This is a genomic window from Streptomyces sp. NPDC015346 (genome assembly GCF_043078785.1).
GTDB lineage: Bacteria > Actinomycetota > Actinomycetes > Streptomycetales > Streptomycetaceae > Streptomyces.
In genome coordinates this window covers 14,584-30,222 of record NZ_JBIBTW010000010.1, presented here as the reverse complement: position 1 = coordinate 30,222, position 15,639 = coordinate 14,584, and the positions used below count along the sequence as shown (strand labels likewise).

General features: G+C 72.4%; 15 protein-coding genes. 1 reads left to right on the top strand and 14 read right to left on the bottom strand.

Translation table 11 applies throughout. The features are described 5' to 3' along the window. The first annotated feature begins 83 nt into the window (after window positions 1-83). Entirely contained in the window at window positions 84-902 is an 819-nt protein-coding gene (locus tag ACF06X_RS30120; protein ID WP_392290463.1) for a diacylglycerol kinase, read from the top strand. On the opposite strand, the gene ACF06X_RS30115 is transcribed toward ACF06X_RS30120, so the two are convergent. From ACF06X_RS30115 to ACF06X_RS30050, 14 genes are all read right to left on the bottom strand, one after another. Then, on the bottom strand, window positions 899-1,702 hold the full coding sequence (locus ACF06X_RS30115; RefSeq protein ID WP_392290462.1) for a hypothetical protein: 804 nt from the start codon (window positions 1,700-1,702) through the stop codon (window positions 899-901). The genes ACF06X_RS30120 and ACF06X_RS30115 overlap by 4 nt on opposite strands. 209 nt (window positions 1,703-1,911) lie before the next feature. Then, window positions 1,912-3,099, bottom strand: a complete 1,188-nt coding sequence (locus ACF06X_RS30110; RefSeq protein ID WP_392290461.1) for a cytochrome P450 — start codon at window positions 3,097-3,099, stop codon at window positions 1,912-1,914. A 96-nt stretch (window positions 3,100-3,195) separates the two neighbouring features. Further along, complete coding sequence (locus ACF06X_RS30105; protein WP_392290460.1) at window positions 3,196-3,855, bottom strand: response regulator; 660 nt, start codon at window positions 3,853-3,855, stop codon at window positions 3,196-3,198. Next, window positions 3,852-5,198 carry a sensor histidine kinase gene (locus tag ACF06X_RS30100; protein ID WP_392290459.1) on the bottom strand — a complete coding sequence of 449 codons (1,347 nt, stop codon included), beginning with the start codon at window positions 5,196-5,198 and terminating at the stop codon, window positions 3,852-3,854. The genes ACF06X_RS30105 and ACF06X_RS30100 overlap by 4 nt, the downstream gene beginning before the upstream one ends. 283 nt (window positions 5,199-5,481) lie before the next feature. Then, complete coding sequence (locus ACF06X_RS30095; RefSeq protein ID WP_392290458.1) at window positions 5,482-6,351, bottom strand: alpha/beta hydrolase; 870 nt, start codon at window positions 6,349-6,351, stop codon at window positions 5,482-5,484. A gap of 103 nt (window positions 6,352-6,454) precedes the next feature. Beyond that, window positions 6,455-7,735 (bottom strand): kynureninase, encoded by a 1,281-nt coding sequence (gene kynU, locus ACF06X_RS30090; RefSeq protein WP_392290457.1) that lies wholly within the window; start codon window positions 7,733-7,735, stop codon window positions 6,455-6,457. Next, window positions 7,728-8,576, bottom strand: coding sequence for a tryptophan 2,3-dioxygenase (locus ACF06X_RS30085; RefSeq protein ID WP_189599676.1), 849 nt, complete (start codon window positions 8,574-8,576; stop codon window positions 7,728-7,730). The genes kynU and ACF06X_RS30085 overlap by 8 nt, the downstream gene beginning before the upstream one ends. Window positions 8,577-8,682: 106 nt before the next feature. Next, entirely contained in the window at window positions 8,683-9,486 is an 804-nt protein-coding gene (locus ACF06X_RS30080) for a DUF3152 domain-containing protein (RefSeq protein ID WP_392290456.1), read from the bottom strand. 300 nt (window positions 9,487-9,786) lie between these two features. After that, window positions 9,787-10,200, bottom strand: a complete 414-nt coding sequence (locus ACF06X_RS30075; protein WP_392290455.1) for a DUF3151 domain-containing protein — start codon at window positions 10,198-10,200, stop codon at window positions 9,787-9,789. Window positions 10,201-10,225: 25 nt separating this feature from the next. Continuing rightward, window positions 10,226-11,788 carry an MFS transporter gene (locus tag ACF06X_RS30070; protein WP_392290454.1) on the bottom strand — a complete coding sequence of 521 codons (1,563 nt, stop codon included), beginning with the start codon at window positions 11,786-11,788 and terminating at the stop codon, window positions 10,226-10,228. 110 nt (window positions 11,789-11,898) lie between these two features. Then, complete coding sequence (gene fbaA / locus ACF06X_RS30065) at window positions 11,899-12,921, bottom strand: class II fructose-bisphosphate aldolase (protein WP_392290453.1); 1,023 nt, start codon at window positions 12,919-12,921, stop codon at window positions 11,899-11,901. Between the two features lie 311 nt (window positions 12,922-13,232). Beyond that, window positions 13,233-13,781: an orotate phosphoribosyltransferase gene (pyrE, locus tag ACF06X_RS30060; protein ID WP_158988380.1), complete on the bottom strand. Its 549-nt coding sequence runs from the start codon at window positions 13,779-13,781 to the stop codon at window positions 13,233-13,235. Between the two features lie 24 nt (window positions 13,782-13,805). After that, window positions 13,806-14,597 (bottom strand): aldose 1-epimerase, encoded by a 792-nt coding sequence (locus tag ACF06X_RS30055; RefSeq protein WP_392290452.1) that lies wholly within the window; start codon window positions 14,595-14,597, stop codon window positions 13,806-13,808. Between the two features lie 19 nt (window positions 14,598-14,616). Then, a complete protein-coding gene (locus ACF06X_RS30050) occupies window positions 14,617-15,612 on the bottom strand; it encodes an SRPBCC domain-containing protein (RefSeq protein ID WP_392290451.1) in 996 nt (331 codons plus the stop codon). Between the last annotated feature and the right edge of the window lie 27 nt (window positions 15,613-15,639).

Genomic DNA, 15,639 nt, shown 5'->3' with positions numbered 1-15,639 from the left:
GGTGTGCCCCGGAATAGACGAAGCCCCTGGCGCAATAGCGCAAGGGGCTCTTGCACAAAGATGCTACCCGAGGAAGGACCGAGGTGTCGGCTCACGACCAGCTGCTGGTGGTCATCGACCCGGTCGCCCGCCGAAGTGACGGCGAGTCCGTACGGATCGCGAAAGATGTGTTGTGTGCGGGAGCGGAAGCGAAGATCTGTCTCCCGGACACCCCGGAAGAATTCTCCCGGGCCCTTGCGCGGCGGGGCTCCCGCCGCCTCGTCGTGGTCGGCGACGACCGCGCGCTGCTACGTACGGTGACCGTCCTGCACCGGGAGCGTGAGCTCGCCCGGGGCCCGCTCTCCCTCGTTCCGATCGGCGCGCCGGGATCCCTCCAGGTGGCCCACAGCCTCGGCGTGCCGCGGACCACGGTGGCGGCCGCCCGGGCGGTCCTCGACGGAGTCGTACGCCGACTGGACCTGCTGGTCGACGACAGCGACGGGGTCGTCCTCGGCGATCTGCGCATCCCCGCCGTGCCGGGCCCGACGACGACCGTCACCGGGCCGTCGGTCTGGAACACCTGCCGCTCCCTCGTCCGCACCCTGGTCCGCCCGGACCCCGCCCACCTCGCGATCCGCACGCACCGGCTGCGGGTGGAGGCGGACGGCGTCCTGCTCAGCGATGTGAACGCGCCCGTGGAGGGCGTGAGCGTCCGGTCCCTCGGCGGTGTGGCGGAAGTCACGGTCCACCCGCCGTCCGCACCGCCCTTCCACACGGACGCCCGCACCCTCACGGTGTCGGGCCCGGACTTCCGCTACCGGGCCGACGCGGTCGTCGCGGGGCCGGTGCGCAGACGGACGTGGACGGTGCGCGCGGACGCGTGGGGGCTGACGCTGCCGAGGGAGCTGCCGAGCGACGACTAGGGCAGGTTCAAGATCATGACCAGGAAGACGACGAAGGCCACCACGCCGAGACCGACGAGAAGGACCAGCAAGGCGGAGACCATGTGCCCGGCGATCTTGAGTGGCGAGTAGCACAGCGTCCTTCTGTCCGGACGGGCTGCGGCATAGGCGACGTAGGGATCCCCCTCGACCTTCCTGTCATGGATGTCCCGCGTCGTGCCGTCCAGCTCCGTGTAGGCGTAGGTCGCGTTGCTGAGGTACTCCGCGACCAACTTCGCCTCGACGGTGATGCCGGACCGGGGCAAGTACCACTCCAAGAACACGAGGTACAGGAAGTAGACACCGACCGCCGTGATCCCGAGGCCGATGGGAGCGCCCACCAGAGTCACGATCGCGCTCGGCAGGTCACCCAGGATCCAGGCGACCAGGGCGGAGGTGACCGACAGGACGCCGACGGCGATCGCCGGGTTCCTGAGCCGATGGGGTTCGGGCTCAGGCTCTGTGTACGCGGACACCAGTGTCGAGCCGTCGACCGTCCCGTCCTCCTCGGTGCGCTCGGGCAGGGCCGCGGTGACAGCCGGGACGAACAGCGCCGCGGCGGCCTGGCTCACGCCGTCGACGCGGTGCACGGCGGGCGCGGTTCCGGCCGGGGCGAGGAGCTCGACCGTGACGGAGCGCCCCTCCCGGTGGACTCGCGCGACCGCCTGGAGGGGGATGGTCACCTCCTCGGCGTCCCGACGCCATGTCAGCGCGTCACCGGTGAGCTGGAGCAGGGTTCCGCGGGAGCCACGCAGGACGGGTACGAGCGACGGGTTCGACATGTCGAAGATCGTAAAGGGCCTCAAGGCCCACGGGAAAGGCAAGAGGGACCCGACCGAATCCGGGTACCCGACCCTTCCTCAGCCCCTCCGTGACGCGGCATCGCCACCCCCCTTCGACAAGACCGCCCAGTCCTACGATGCAGCCGTCACCCTCGCTGATGTGGGCGCGACATTTGACGACAGCTCCCAGGGGGTGACGGTGCCGGCCGTCAGACCTCCACGAGCAGCTCGTGGAAGCCGCGGATCACGTACCCCGGCTTCCACCGCGGCTCCGCCGCGAGCCGCATGCCCGGGGCCTGGCGCAGCAGCTCGCCGAAGATCGCGGTGAGTTCGATCCGGGCCAGTGGGGCGCCCAGGCAGTAGTGGATGCCCGCGCCGAAGGTGATGTGCGGGTTGTCGGCGCGGGAGAGGTCCAGGACGTCCGCCGTCGGGCCGAAGCGGGCGGGGTCGCGGTTGGCCGAGCCGAAGAGGAGGGCGACCTCCGAGCCGCGGGGGATCACCTGGTCGCCGATCTCGATGTCGTCCAGGACCCAGCGCTCGAACATCTGCAGCGGAGTGTCGTACCGCAGAAGTTCTTCCACAGCTGTGGACAACTTTTCGGGTTCCGGACGGACGCCCTCCCGGAGCAGCGTCCACCAGCCGTTGACCGTCGTGTTCACCGTCGCCTCGTGCCCCGCGTTCAGCAGCAGCACGCACGTGGAGATCATCTCCTGCTCGGTGAGCTCCTCCACACCGATGAGCCCGGAGATCAGATCGTCGCCGGGGTCCTTCCGCCGCCGCTCGATCAGCTCCCGCAGATAGTCCGAGAACTCGATCGAGGCCCGCACCGCCCGCCGGGCCGTCTCCTCCGAGGGGTTCAGCTCGAACATCCCGCAGATGTCGGCCGACCAGGGCCGCAGCCTGCCCCGCTCCTCGTCCTCCTCGGGGATCCCCAGCATCTCGGCGATCACGGCGACCGGCAGCGGTTCGGCCACCTCCGCGAGCAGGTCCCCGCCGCCCCGGGCGACGAGCCCGCCCACGAGCTCCCCGGCGAGCCGCCCCACCGTCGGCGCCAGGTTCTCCACCGTCCTGGGCGTGAACGCCTTCGACACCAGCCGCCGGATCCGCGTGTGATCCCCGGCCTCCAGATCGAGCAGACCGTGGTCGTTGAGGGTGTGGAACGGCTCGTGCGCGGCGGGCGGCGCCGCACGGCCGAACTCCTCGTGCGTGAAGCGATGGGTGTACGTACGGCCCAGGCGCCGGTCCCGCAGCAGCGCGGAGACGTCCGCGTAGTGCGGGATCAGCCACTGCCGGGTCGGCGCGTACCAGTGGGCGCGGCCCGTCGCCCGCAGCTCGGCGTAGGCGGGGTACGGATCGGCGACGAACTCCGGGGACCAGGGGGCGAAGGGAACGTCCATGCCCGGACGCTACCCGCGCCGGGGCGCCCACGGGAGGGGAAGCCGCTGCGAGGCGGTGTCTTGTGGATCAGCCCGGCAAGATCCACAAGGCACCCCCTACCCGCCGACCTGGACCAGTCGCGCCTCGTACGCGAAGACCGCCGCCTGCGTCCGGTCCCGGAGCCCCAGCTTCACCAGGATCCGGCTCACATGGGTCTTGATCGTCGACTCGGCCACCACCAGATGGTCCGCGATCTCCGCGTTCGACAGGCCCTGCGCGATCAGCACGAGCACCTCCGTCTCCCGCTCCGTCAACTCCCCGACCTGCGACAGCGCGGGCGGCCGCGGCGCCTCCGCCGCCTTCGCGAACTCGGTGATCAGGCGCTTGGTCACGGTCGGCGCCAGCAGCGCCTCGCCGGCCGCCACCACCCGTACCCCCTCCGCCAGCTGCCGCGCGGAGGCGTCCTTCAGGAGGAAGCCCGAGGCCCCGGCGCGCAGCGCCTGGTAGACGTACTCGTCGAGGTCGAAGGTGGTCAGGACCAGCACCTTCGCGTCGGCGTCCGCGGCCACGATCTCGCGGGTCGCGTCGATGCCGTTCAGTTCCGGCATCCGGATGTCCATCAGGACGACGTCCGGGCGGAGCGCCGCGACCTGCGCGACCGCCTCGCGTCCGTTGACCGCCTCGCCGACGACCTCGATGTCGGGCATGGCGCCGAGGAGGACCGAGAAGCCCTCGCGGACCATCATCTGGTCGTCGACGATCAGCACGCGGATCACTGCTCGGCCCCCTCGCGCGCCACCGGGATGAACGCCGTCACCTCGTAGCCGCCGTCCTCGGCCGGCTCGGCCGTCATCTCGCCGCTCAGCATGGTCACCCGCTCCCGCATGCCGGTGATGCCGTGCCCGGCACCCGGCGAGGTTTTTGCCAGGCCGCGCGCCGGGCCGTTGACGATCCGCAGGCCCAGGCCACCGAGGACGTAGCTGACCTCGACCTTCGCCCCGGCGCCCGGCGCGTGCCGCAGCACGTTGCTCAGCGCCTCCTGGACGATCCGGTACGCCGAGAGCTCGACGCCCTGCGGCAGCTCCCGTACCGCGCCGGTCACCGTCTTCTCGACGTCGAGGCCGGCCTCGCGGACGTTGGCGACGAGCCCGTCCAGGTCGGCGAGGGTGGGCTGCGGGGCGTCGGGGGCCTCGTAGTCCTCCGCCCGTACGACGCCGAGGACGCGCCGCAGCTCGGTGAGGGCCGCCACCGCGTTCTCGCGGATGGTGACGAACGCCTGCTCCAGCTCCGGCGGCGGGTTCTCCACCCGGTAGGGGGCGGCCTCCGCCTGGATGGCGACCACCGACATGTGGTGGGCGACGACGTCGTGCAGCTCGCGGGCGATGGTGGTCCGCTCTTCGAGCAGGGTGCGCTTGGAGCGCTCCTCGGCGGTCACGGTCTGCTGGGCGGTCACCGTCTGCTCGGCCTCGCGGCGGACCTGGAGGACGGTCACGACGAGCAGCGCGAGCGCGGAGGGGAAGAGGACCGCGAAGGCGTCCGGGCCGGATCCCCGGCCGAGGAGACCGGTGGCGAAGAAGGCGTAGACGGCGGTGACCAGCCACATCCAGCCGGCGGTACGGGGCCGGGTCCGGGCGGCCACCACCGTCATGATCACCACATGGGCGGTGCCGGAGGTCGGGCCCCACGGCCAGCCGTCGCCGTACGAGCCGAGGGCGGTGATGAAGGGGGTCATCGCCAGCGACGCCCAGAAGGCGAGGACCGGGCGGACCAGGGTCAGCAGCACGGCCAGGGCCGGCAGGCCCGCGAACGCGAGGATGAACAGGCCGCTGCCGGAACCGCTGTCCGACCCGACCGCGAAGAGGAAGAGCGCGAACGCCCCCACGATCGCGTGCGGGGTCCAGCGGGCGTTGCGGCGTATCCGCTCCGGGAAGCGCCGGGTCACCCGGCCGTCGACCCGCATCGGCCCCAGCGGCCGGTAGGCGAACGCGTCGTGGAAGAGGTCCTCGCGCAGCCCGCCGAGCGCGCCCTGGGCCAGGCGGAACTCGGGGCTGCGGCTCGTTTCACGGGTGTCTGTCACATCGGCAACGGTACGGGGGCGGGCGGCCGCGGTCGTCCCCATGAATAGGGATCCTCCCGCGTCCGTCCCAAGTACTACGCGGGGTCCCACCGCCCCTCCGTGGCCCTAGGGAGTGTCCGGAAAGTATCGCCGTCCGCCCGGAGGGCGGGGTGCGCGGCGTCCGGTGCGTGCGATCGCAAGGCGGAGGAGGGAGACAATGGCGGAGCCATGGCGACCGACGACAACGCGGCGAGCGTGCGTGCAGGGCGTCGCGCACCAGGCGAGACTTTCCGGACACGACCTAGGGGGATGTCTTGCCGATCATGCCGGGCTCCGCGGCACGCCTTCAGAACGCGAGCTGGGCGATCTCCTCCGCCACCACCGCGCAGGCGTCCGCCGCCGGATCGATCAGTGGGAAGTGGCCGACGTCCGGCAGGAGCGTGAGGCCCACCGTCTCGCCCGCCTTCGCCGCCGCCTCCACGTACGCCTCGGCGACGGCCTGCGGGACGACGATGTCGTCCCGGCCCTGGACGACCACGGTCGCGATTCCGGTGGGCAGCAGCAGGGCGGGGTCGGCATGCCGGGCCCGCACGTCGAACTCGCCCTCACCGCCGAGGAGTTCGGTGACCGCCCCGCCGCACACCCCGAGCTCGACGGCCCGGTCGAAGTGGGCGATCGGCGCCAGCGCGACCACCCCGCGCAGCGCGGGCGCGGCGGACAGGCGCCAGGGCGCGTCGGGGGACAGGACATGACGGGCGGCGGCCCACAGGGCGAGGTGACCGCCCGCGGAGTGGCCGGTGAGCACGGTCCGGCGCGGGTCGGCCTGCGGCAGATGCTCGGCGACGAGGCGGGGTACGGCGTCCAGCGCCGCGGCCACGTCGTCGAAGGTCTCGGGCCACCGCCCGGCGACCGGTCCTGTCGCGCCCTGCCGGGGGATCGAACCACCGCGCCGGTACTCGACGTTGGCGACGGCGAACCCGCGGCGGGCGAGAAAGTCCACGAAAGGGGTGAGATGCCGACGGTCGTAGGGTGCCCGCCACGCGCCGCCGTGCAGCGCGACGACGAGCGGGGCCGGCTGCCGGCCGTCGCGGGGGGCGTAGAAGTCGACGACCTGGTCGGGGTGTTCTCCGTACGCGGCGGACGCGTCCGGGGCGACGGCCGGGTGCGAGAAGGCCGATGCTTCTTCGGCGGCGTCGCGCGCGGCGGGGTCCGGCATGCTGTTCCAACCTCCTGGGGACGGGGCCGAATTGGCCTGACCTGCGGGGACCGTATCAGCACTGACGCCCCCACAGATCAAGCGATCATCGGACCGCGCGGCCTCAGCCGGCGGGAACCCGAGCGGGAACCTGAGCGGGAACCTCGGCCAGGACCTCCGCCAGCACCCGCGCGGCGCGCTCGGTGTCGGCGAAGCCGACGTACAGCGGGGTGAAGCCGAACCGCAGCACGTCGGGCCGGCGCAGGTCGCCCACCACTCCGCGCCGGATCGACTCGGCCATGACGGCGGGCGCCTCCGCGCAGCGCAGGGCGACCTGGCTGCCGCGCTCGGCGTGCGCGCCCGGCGTGAGGGACTCGACCCGGCCGGCCGGAGCGTACTCCCGTACGCACTCCAGGAAGAAGTCCGTCAGCGCCAGGGACTTGGCCCGCACGGCCTCGACGTCCACCCCGTCCCACACGTCCAGCGCCGATTCGAGCGCCAGCAGCGAGAGGATGTCCGGGGTGCCGACGCGGCCGCGGAGCGCGCCCGCCGCCGCCTCGTACCCGGGGGTCATCCCGAAGGGGTCGGTGTGCGAGTTCCAGCCGGGCAGCGGGGAGTCGAAGGCCGCCTGATGGCGCTCGGCGACGTACAGGTACGCGGGCGAACCGGGGCCGCCGTTCAGGTACTTGTAGGTGCAGCCGACCGCGAGGTCGACGCCGTGCGCGTCCAGGCCGACCGGCAGCGCGCCCGCGCTGTGGCACAGGTCCCAGACGGCGAGCGCGCCCGCCGCGTGGAGGGCGGCCGTGATGCCGGGCAGGTCGTGCAGCCGGCCGGTGCGGTAGTCGACATGGTTGACCAGCGCGGCGGCCGTGCGGGGGCCGGCGGCCGACGCCATGTCGGCGGGGGCGACCGGCACGATGCGGCGGCCGGTCATCCGGGCCGCGGACTCGGCGATGTACCCGTCCGTGGGAAAGGTCGTCGCGTCGACGAGGATCTCGTCCCGGTCGTCCCCGGCCAGGCGGACGGCGCCGACGACGGCCTTGAAGACGTTCACGCTGGTCGAGTCGGAGACCACGACCTGACCCGGGGCGGCGCCGACGAGCGGGGCTATCCGGTCGCCGATCCGCTCGGGCGCGGTCCACCAGCCGCTCTCGTCCCAGGAGCGGATGCGCAGCTCGCCCCACTCACGGGTGATGACGTCGGCCATCCGGGCGGGGACGTGGGCGGGCAGGGCGCCGAGCGAGTTCCCGTCGAGGTAGGTCACCTCGTCGAGCGCGAACTTCTCGCGCAGCTTGCCCAGTTCGTCCGCCGCGTCCAGGCGCAGCGCCTTCTCGCGCAAGGTCTCAGAGGTCTCAGAGGTCTCAGAGGCCTGAGAGGTCTTGGAGGTCTTGGAGGTCTCAGACATGGCTGCGCGCCGTCCACAGCTCGGGGAACACGTTCTTCTGCGCCCGCTTCTCCAGCCAGGCGACGCCCGCCGAACCGCCGGTGCCCGTCTTGGAGCCCATGGCCCGCCGGGTGGCGACCAGGTGGTCGTTGCGCCAGCGCCAGACCAGCTCGGCGACGTCGCTCAACGCCTCGCCCAGGCGCACGAGTTCGCCGTTCTGGTCGGGCTCGGCGTAGATCCCGGCCCAGATCTCCTCGATCTCGGGCGAGGGTTCGTACCGCTTCGCCAGATCCCGGCCGAGCACGGCGGCCGGCACGGGCAGCCCGCGCCGGGCGAGGAACCGCAGCACCTCGTCGTACAGGCTCGGCTCCTGGAGCGCCTTCTCCAGCTCCGCGTGGACGCGGGGCGCGCCGCGGTGCGGCACCAGCATCGACGCGGACTTCTCGCCGAGCAGGAACTCCATCCGCCGGTACATCGCCGACTGGAAGCCGGATCCCTCGCCGAGGGCGCCGCGATAGGCGTTGAACTGCGCGGGGGTGAGCTGGGCGAGCGGCCGCCAGGAGTGGTTCAGGGCCTCCAGCTCGCGCACGGACCGCTTGAGCGCGTCCATCGCCACGGGGACGCGGTCCTCGCGCAGCGCGCGGCTCGCGGTCTCCCACTCGTGGACGATGACGGTGAACCACAGCTCCATGACCTGGGTGGTGACCAGGAAGACCATCTCGCCCGGATCGTCGGAGCGCAGGTGCTGGAGGTGGGTGAGAACGTCCGCCTGTACGTAGTCCTCGTACGGCGTCGTGCCCGCGAAGTCGAGGTTCGGGTCATCGACCGAACCGGCTCCGGAGGCATCGGGGAAGGTGGACATTTCTGTCTCCTCGATACGTACTACCGGGTAGCGGTCCGCTCCTTCCGTGTGGCAGTGGAGCCCCGGTCCCCTCGGGCCGCGCTTCGTCGCGCACGGCCCAACGGCATCATGACACGATCGGCCCGCTGATGTAGCTCCCGTCTTCGTCATACGGATACGCGTTCGAACGGCAGCCGTTGAGTCCCTTGATCTGCTGCATCATCACGGGCGCGAGCATGCCCGGACCCGGGCAGCCCATGTGCTGCCGGATGCCGATCTCGTGGCCGACCTCGTGGTTGATGATCAGGTGCCGGTACTCGGCGGGGGTTCCGGCGAAGGTCGGCGAGCCGAGCATCCACCGCTTGAGGTTCACCACGACGCCGGTGGTGGTCTCGCAGTTCAGCTCGCCTCGGGTGTTGAGGCCGTTGGCGAGGCAGAGCCTGTCGGCGGTGGTGGGGGTCGCGATGCGGATGACGAAGTCGGCGTTCTCCGAGACCAGCTGGAAGCGGCCGCGGCCATGGGCGGCCCAGCCCTGGGGGTGGGCCAGGATCTGCTGGATCTCGGCGGCGGCCTGGCGGGCGGAGAGGTCGATGCCGTCCTCGACCTGGACGCGGTAGCGGCGCAGGGAGCCGCCGGTGCCGACAGCGTCGCCGGAGGCCTGGGCCGTGGTGAAGGTCCCGGCGCCGGAGGCGGGGACGGTCGTCTTCTCCGGGGCCGGCGGCTTGGGCGTGGGCTTCGGCTTCGGCGGCTTCGGGGCGGGTTTGGGCGTCGTGGCCGTGGGGCTGGGCGGCGGCGCGGTGGCCGGATCGGCCGTGGGGGCGGCCGCCTCGGCGGAGCCGGTGTCTCCGCCGCTGTTGAAGTGGGCGAGAGCGGCACCGCCGCCGAGGGAGAGCACGATCAGGGCGAGCGTGGGGAGCACGAGACGGGCCACGGGGCGCCGTCGTGACCGGCTCCTTCCGCGCCGACGGCTCTGCGGTCGGCCCCGTCCTGTGGGTGCGGCGGCACGCTTGCCCAAGACAGACTTCTCCCCTGCGTCGGCCGGGTGGGGGAAGAGGGTGGGGCCTCTGCGCCGGCGGCTTCGGTACTACGAACGGTCCGAAGGATCGTAACCGCCGCTTCGAACGCCCTCGAACGCCTGTCGAACTATGACCGGTTTCCACCTCCGGGGGCGGTGGGTCGTGCCCCCGGGGGTGGAACCGGCGTGCTTCTCAGAAGTGGGACGCGGTGGGCGTCAGCCGAGGGTCTCCGCGGCCGTTTCGGAGGAGTCGCGCAGGAAGGTCGAGCAGCGCTCGTGCTCGTCCTTCTCGCCGATCTCGCCCGCCGCCCGCGCCAGCGCGTGCAGCGCCCGCAGGAAGCCCCGGTTCGGCTCGTGCTCCCACGGCACCGGGCCGTGGCCCTTCCAGCCGCTGCGGCGCAGGGCGTCCAGACCGCGGTGGTAGCCGGTACGGGCGTAGGCGTACGACTCGATGACCCGGCCGCCTTCGTACGCCTCGTCGGCGAGCTGGGCCCAGGCCAGCGAAGAGGTCGGGTACTTCGCGGCGACCTCCGCGGGCGGCGTGCCGTTCGCGAGCAGCTCGCGCGGCTCCGGATCGTCGGGCAGGTGGGTGGGGGGAGGTCCCCCCAGCAGGTTCTCGTGGATGGCCATGGGGCCAGTCTGCCTCAGCGGCGTCTCACCGATCGCCCGGGCCGGACGGGTGGCTCGGGCCGGACGGGCGGGACGGGCCGGGCCGTTCGCCGCCGCCCGGGTCGGACGGGTGGCCCGGGTCGGGGCGGTCGCCGCCGCCGGGCCCTCCGCCGGACCCCTCCCGTTCGCCGGGGTCCAGCGGAGGCGACGTCACCCCGCAGTGCACCCGGCACTCGGGGTGGCAGGCCGCCGCCGGCACCCGCACCGTCGCCCAGGCGAGGACCGCCCCCGCCAGCAGCAGGCCCGCGCACATCGGCATCGCCCGCCGGAACGTCTCCCCGAACTCAGTCGCCGAGCGGTACGAGTCCGGGCCCATCCCTGCCAGCAACGGCAGCGCCGCCACCGCGAGGAGCCCGGCCGCCCGCGCGGCCGCGTTGTTGATCCCGCTGGCCAGTCCGGCCCTGGCCACGTCCACCGACGACAGGACGGTCGCGGTCAGCGGCGCCACCAGCGCGGTCATGCCCAGGCCCAGCACGAGCAGCGCCGGCAGCACATCCCGTACGTACGAGGCGTTCTCCCCCACCCGGAGCATCAGCAGCATCCCCGCGGCGCACAGCAGCGGCCCCACGGTCAGCGGGATCCTCGGTCCGATCCGCTCCCCCAGCTCCCCCGCCCGGGCCGAGAGCAGCAGCATCAGCACCGTCGTCGGCAGCAGCGCCGTCCCCGCGCCGAGCGCCGAGTAGCCGGAGACCACCTGGAGCTGGAGCGCGGCGAGGAAGAAGAAACCGCTGAACGCCGCGTACACGCAGAGCGTGACCAGGTTGATCGAGGTGAACAGCCGGGACGCGAAGATCGACGGCGGCACCATCGCGCCCGCGCGCCGACGACGCTCCACGGCGACGAACCAGGCGCCGACCACGACCCCCAGCACCCCCGCCCACCACACCTCGCCGATCAGCGCGTACGTGACGAGGCCGAGCCCCACCGCCCCGAGGACGGCGCCGAGGACGTCGAAGCGGCCGTGGGCGGCCTCGTCCCGGGACTCCGGGACGTGCCGCAGCGCCACCGGCAGGCAGAGCAGGGCCAGCGGCACGTTCAGCCAGAACACCCAGCGCCAGCCGGGCCCGTCGACCAGCCAGCCGCCGACGAACGGCCCGATCGCCGCACCGACCCCGCCGAACCCGGACCACAGGCCGACGGCCCTGGCCCGGTCGTCCGGATGGAAGCTCGCCTGGATCAGCGCGAGCGACCCCGGCGTGAGCAGCGCCCCGCCGATGCCCTGGAGGGCGCGGGCGGCGATGAGGACACCGGCGTTCGGCGCCAGGCCGCACAGCAGCGACGCGACGGCGAACCAGACCACCCCGATCAGGAACACCCGCCGCCGCCCGTAGCGGTCCCCCAGCGCGCCGCCGAGCAGGATGAGAGCGGCGAGCGTGAGCATGTAGGCGTTGACGGTCCACTGGAGGGCGGCCAGGTCGGCGCCGAGATCCTCGCCGATGTGGGGCAGGGCGACATTGACGACGGTGGAGTCCAGCAGCGCCATCCCGGATCCGAGGACGGTGGTGAAGACGGTCCACCGCCCCGTCGCCGAGGCGAGCCTGATGTCCATGATTGCCATCGTCCCCGCCGACCGCCCCCGGCGCACACCCACGCACGAGGGGCCCGGCACCACGTTCGGTGCCGGGCCCCTCGCTCACATGTGCTTACTTCAGCTGCGTGTCACTTCAGCTTCGTGCCGGTCGAGCGCAGCGCGGCGCACGCCTCGGCCACGCGCGTGGCCATGCCCGCCTCGGCCAGCTTGCCCCAGGTGCGCGGGTCGTAGGTCGACTTCTTGCCGACCTCGCCGTCGACCTTCAGGACGCCGTCGTAGTTCTTGAACATGTGGTCGGCCACCGGACGCGTGAAGGCGTACTGGGTGTCGGTGTCCAGGTTCATCTTCACGACGCCGTTCTCCAGCGCGGTGGCGATCTCCTCGGCCGTGGAGCCCGAGCCGCCGTGGAAGACGAAGTCGAACGGGGAGGCCTTGCCGAACTTCTCGGCGACACCGGCCTGCAGGTCCTTGAGCAGCTCGGGGCGGAGCACGACGTTGCCCGGCTTGTAGACGCCGTGCACGTTGCCGAAGGAGGCGGCCAGGAGGTAGCGGCCCTTCTCGCCCAGGCCCAGGGCCTCGGCGGTACGGATCGCGTCGTCGACGGTCGTGTAGAGCTCGTCGTTGATCTCGTGGGTGACGCCGTCCTCCTCGCCGCCGGTCGGGGTGATCTCGACCTCAAGGATGATCTTGGCGGCGACGGCCTTGGCCAGCAGCTCCTGGCCGATGGCCAGGTTGTCGGCGAGGGTCTCGGCGGAGCCGTCCCACATGTGGGACTGGAACAGCGGGTTCCGACCGGCCTTGACGCGCTCGGCGGAGATGTCGAGCAGCGGGCGGACGTAGCCGTCCAGCTTGTCCTTCGGGCAGTGGTCGGTGTGCAGGGCGACCGTGATGTCGTACTTGGCGGCGACGATGTGCGCGAACTCGGCGAGGGCGACGGCGCCCGTGACCATGTCCTTGCTGTACTGGCCGCCCAGGAACTCGGCGCCCCCGGTCGAAATCTGGATGATGCCGTCGCTCTCGGCCTCCGCGAAGCCGCGCAGCGCAGCGTGCAGGGTCTGGGACGAGGTCACGTTGATGGCCGGGTAGGCGAACTTGCCTGCCTTCGCCCGGTCGAGCATCTCGTTGTAGACCTCGGGGGTTGCGATGGGCATTCGTCCGCTCCTTGTGATGTGCGGTGTGTGCGTGGCGTTGCTTGAACCCTGACCTGGGGCGACGTCATCGTCGGGGCCCATCTTTCCAGACTCTTCTCCGGACACCAGGAGGAAGGGGCGGAGCGTTTCACGTGAAACACTCCGCCCCTCATCAAAGCCGCAGGTCAGAGCCGGTCCGCAGGCGAGCCGGGCGCTAAGTCACGACTTCGCGTCGGTCGGCCCTCCCGCACGCGTTCTCCGCGGCCGTCAGGCCGACGTCAGGCGACGTGCGTCTGGCCGGCGTGCGTCAGGCCGGCGTCAGGCGACGTGCGTCAGGCCAGGCCCAGCTCGTCCAGCGCGTACGCGTAGAGGTACGGCACCCCCGCCGTGGTGCTGATCTTCTCGCCCGCGCCCGTGGCCCGGTCCACGATCGTGGCGACCGCGACGACCTCGGCACCGGCCGCGCGCGCCGCCTCGACGGCCGTCAGCGGCGAACCGCCGGTGGTGGAGGTGTCCTCGACGATCAGGACCCGGCGGCCCTTGATGTCGGGGCCCTCGACCTGGCGCTGCATGCCGTGCGCCTTGGCGGCCTTGCGCACGACGAAGGCGTCCAGGCGCCTGCCCTCCGCCGCGGAGGCGTGCAGCATCGCGGTCGCGACCGGGTCGGCGCCGAGCGTCAGACCGCCCACCGCGTCGAACTCCAGGTCGGCGGTGAGGTCGAGCATGACCCGGCCGACCAGCGGCGCGGCGGCGCCGTCCAGCGTGATCCGGCGCAGGTCGACGTAGTAGTCGGCCTCCAGACCCGAGGAGAGGGTCACCTTGCCGTGCACCACGGCCTTGTCCTTGATCTGCTGGAGCAGGTCAGCGCGTACGTCAGTCATGGACACGAGCTTAAAGCCGGGCGCTCAGAGCCTGCGCCACGCGAAGGTCGCCGTGATCTCCAGGGGGTCGATGGGCGTCACATAGCGCGGCGCGGTGTTGAGGCCGTTCGGCGGGCCGGACTGCGGCTCCACACACACCGCCTCCTCCTGCTCGTCGTAGATCACCACCCAGGGGGCGCGGCTGGTCACCTTCAGCTCCAGCTGCTCCGGCCAGGTGAGGGTGACGTCGACACCGTCCGGCATGCCGAAGCAGTCGTCCCAGGGGCCGGGGATGGGGCCGATCCGGCGGCCGGTGGGGAGGTGGTCGGCGCCGCGCTCCTCCTGCCAGTCGGCGGTGAAGTCGAGGTGGACGTCCTTGCCGCCGTCGCCCAGGTTCCGCCGGAACCAGGGATGCCATCCGGCCTGCGCGGGGAAGGAGTCGGACGTGGCCTCGACACCCAGCTGGAGGGTGAGCGCGTCCTCGGTGAGGGCGAAGGTCTGCGTGACCCGGCCGGTGTACGGCCAGGGCGTGGCGAGGTCGTAGGTGAAGGCGGCCTCGCGCGCGTCGGCGCGGACGGTCCGCCAGGCGGTGTCGCGGCCGGTTCCGTGGATGGCGTGCGGGGGTGAGTTGAGCGGCAGCTGGTGGCTGGTCGCACCGTTCTGGAAACGGCCGTTCGCGATGCGCCCGCACCAGGGCACCATCGGGAAGCACCCGTATCGCTCGCCCTGGCGCAGCAGCTCGGTGGAGCCGATGCGCAGGCTCTCGATCCGGCAGCCGTTGTCGGGGTTGATGGTCAACTCGGCGTCGCCCGCCGTCAGTCGCGTCTGCTTGCTCACGCTCCGACCCTAGACGGGATCAGCGTCGGCGGCGTAGGGCACGGCCGACGACGACGGCGGAGGCGATCGCGAGCGCGGCGGCGGGCGCGACCCAGCGCAGCGTGGCCCGTGCGCTGGAGGACTGGGGCGCCGGCACGGGCGCGTACCGTCCGCGCGGCGGGGCGTGGTCGACCTCCTCGGCGCTCCGCCCGATCATGGTCCGCCGGGCGTGGGCGGCCTCGGCGGCGGGCGGCTCGGCGGGGTACTCCACGGGCGCGTCGTCGAAGTCGCCGCTCTGGAAAGGGTCGAGCGCGGGGTCGAGGGAGGGTGGCGGGACGGGCGTGTCGAAGACGGAGGGGCGGTGGGGTTCCTCGACGCCGTCGTCCACCCCGTCGTCGTCGCTGTCGGCCTCGTCGTCCTGGTGGCCCTCGTCGTCCTCGTCGGCCGCCTCCGCGTCGAGGTCCGAGCCGGTACCTGTGCCGGTACCGGTACCGACACCGGTACCGGTACCTGTGCCGGTACCGGTACCGGTGTCGGTGTCGGTGTCGGTGTCGGTGTCCATTTGTGCGGCCGTCTCGGTGTCGGCGTCCATGCCGGTCTCCGGGCCCTCCTCCGCGACGGCGGCGACCTCTTCCGCGAACTTCTCGAGGAGCCGCACGGCCGCCGACTCCCGCGCCTCCTCCGAGAGCTCGGTGAGGCGGCCCGTCGGGGTCAGGGCGCCGCTGAACGCGAGCGTCGTACCGTCCGCCACCGGGGTGAGCGCGATCGCCAAGGAGAACGTGACCGAGCCCTTGCCGCGCACCTCGGTGCCGTCGCCCTCGACGGCGACGCCCCCCTCGCGGTCGGTCAGCCGCAGGGTTCCCCGGTAGGTGATGGTGTGGCCGCCGACCCGGACCCTCAGACGGCCGGAGAGAGGGCCCGCCTCCGCGTCGGCGTCCCGCTGGAGGCCGGGGACGCAGCGCGCAACCCGTACGGGGTCCGTGAGCGTCTCGCGCAGGACCTCGGCCGGAACCGGAACGAACACCTCATGCTCCATGGAAGCCGAGCCTACTCAGCCCCGGCC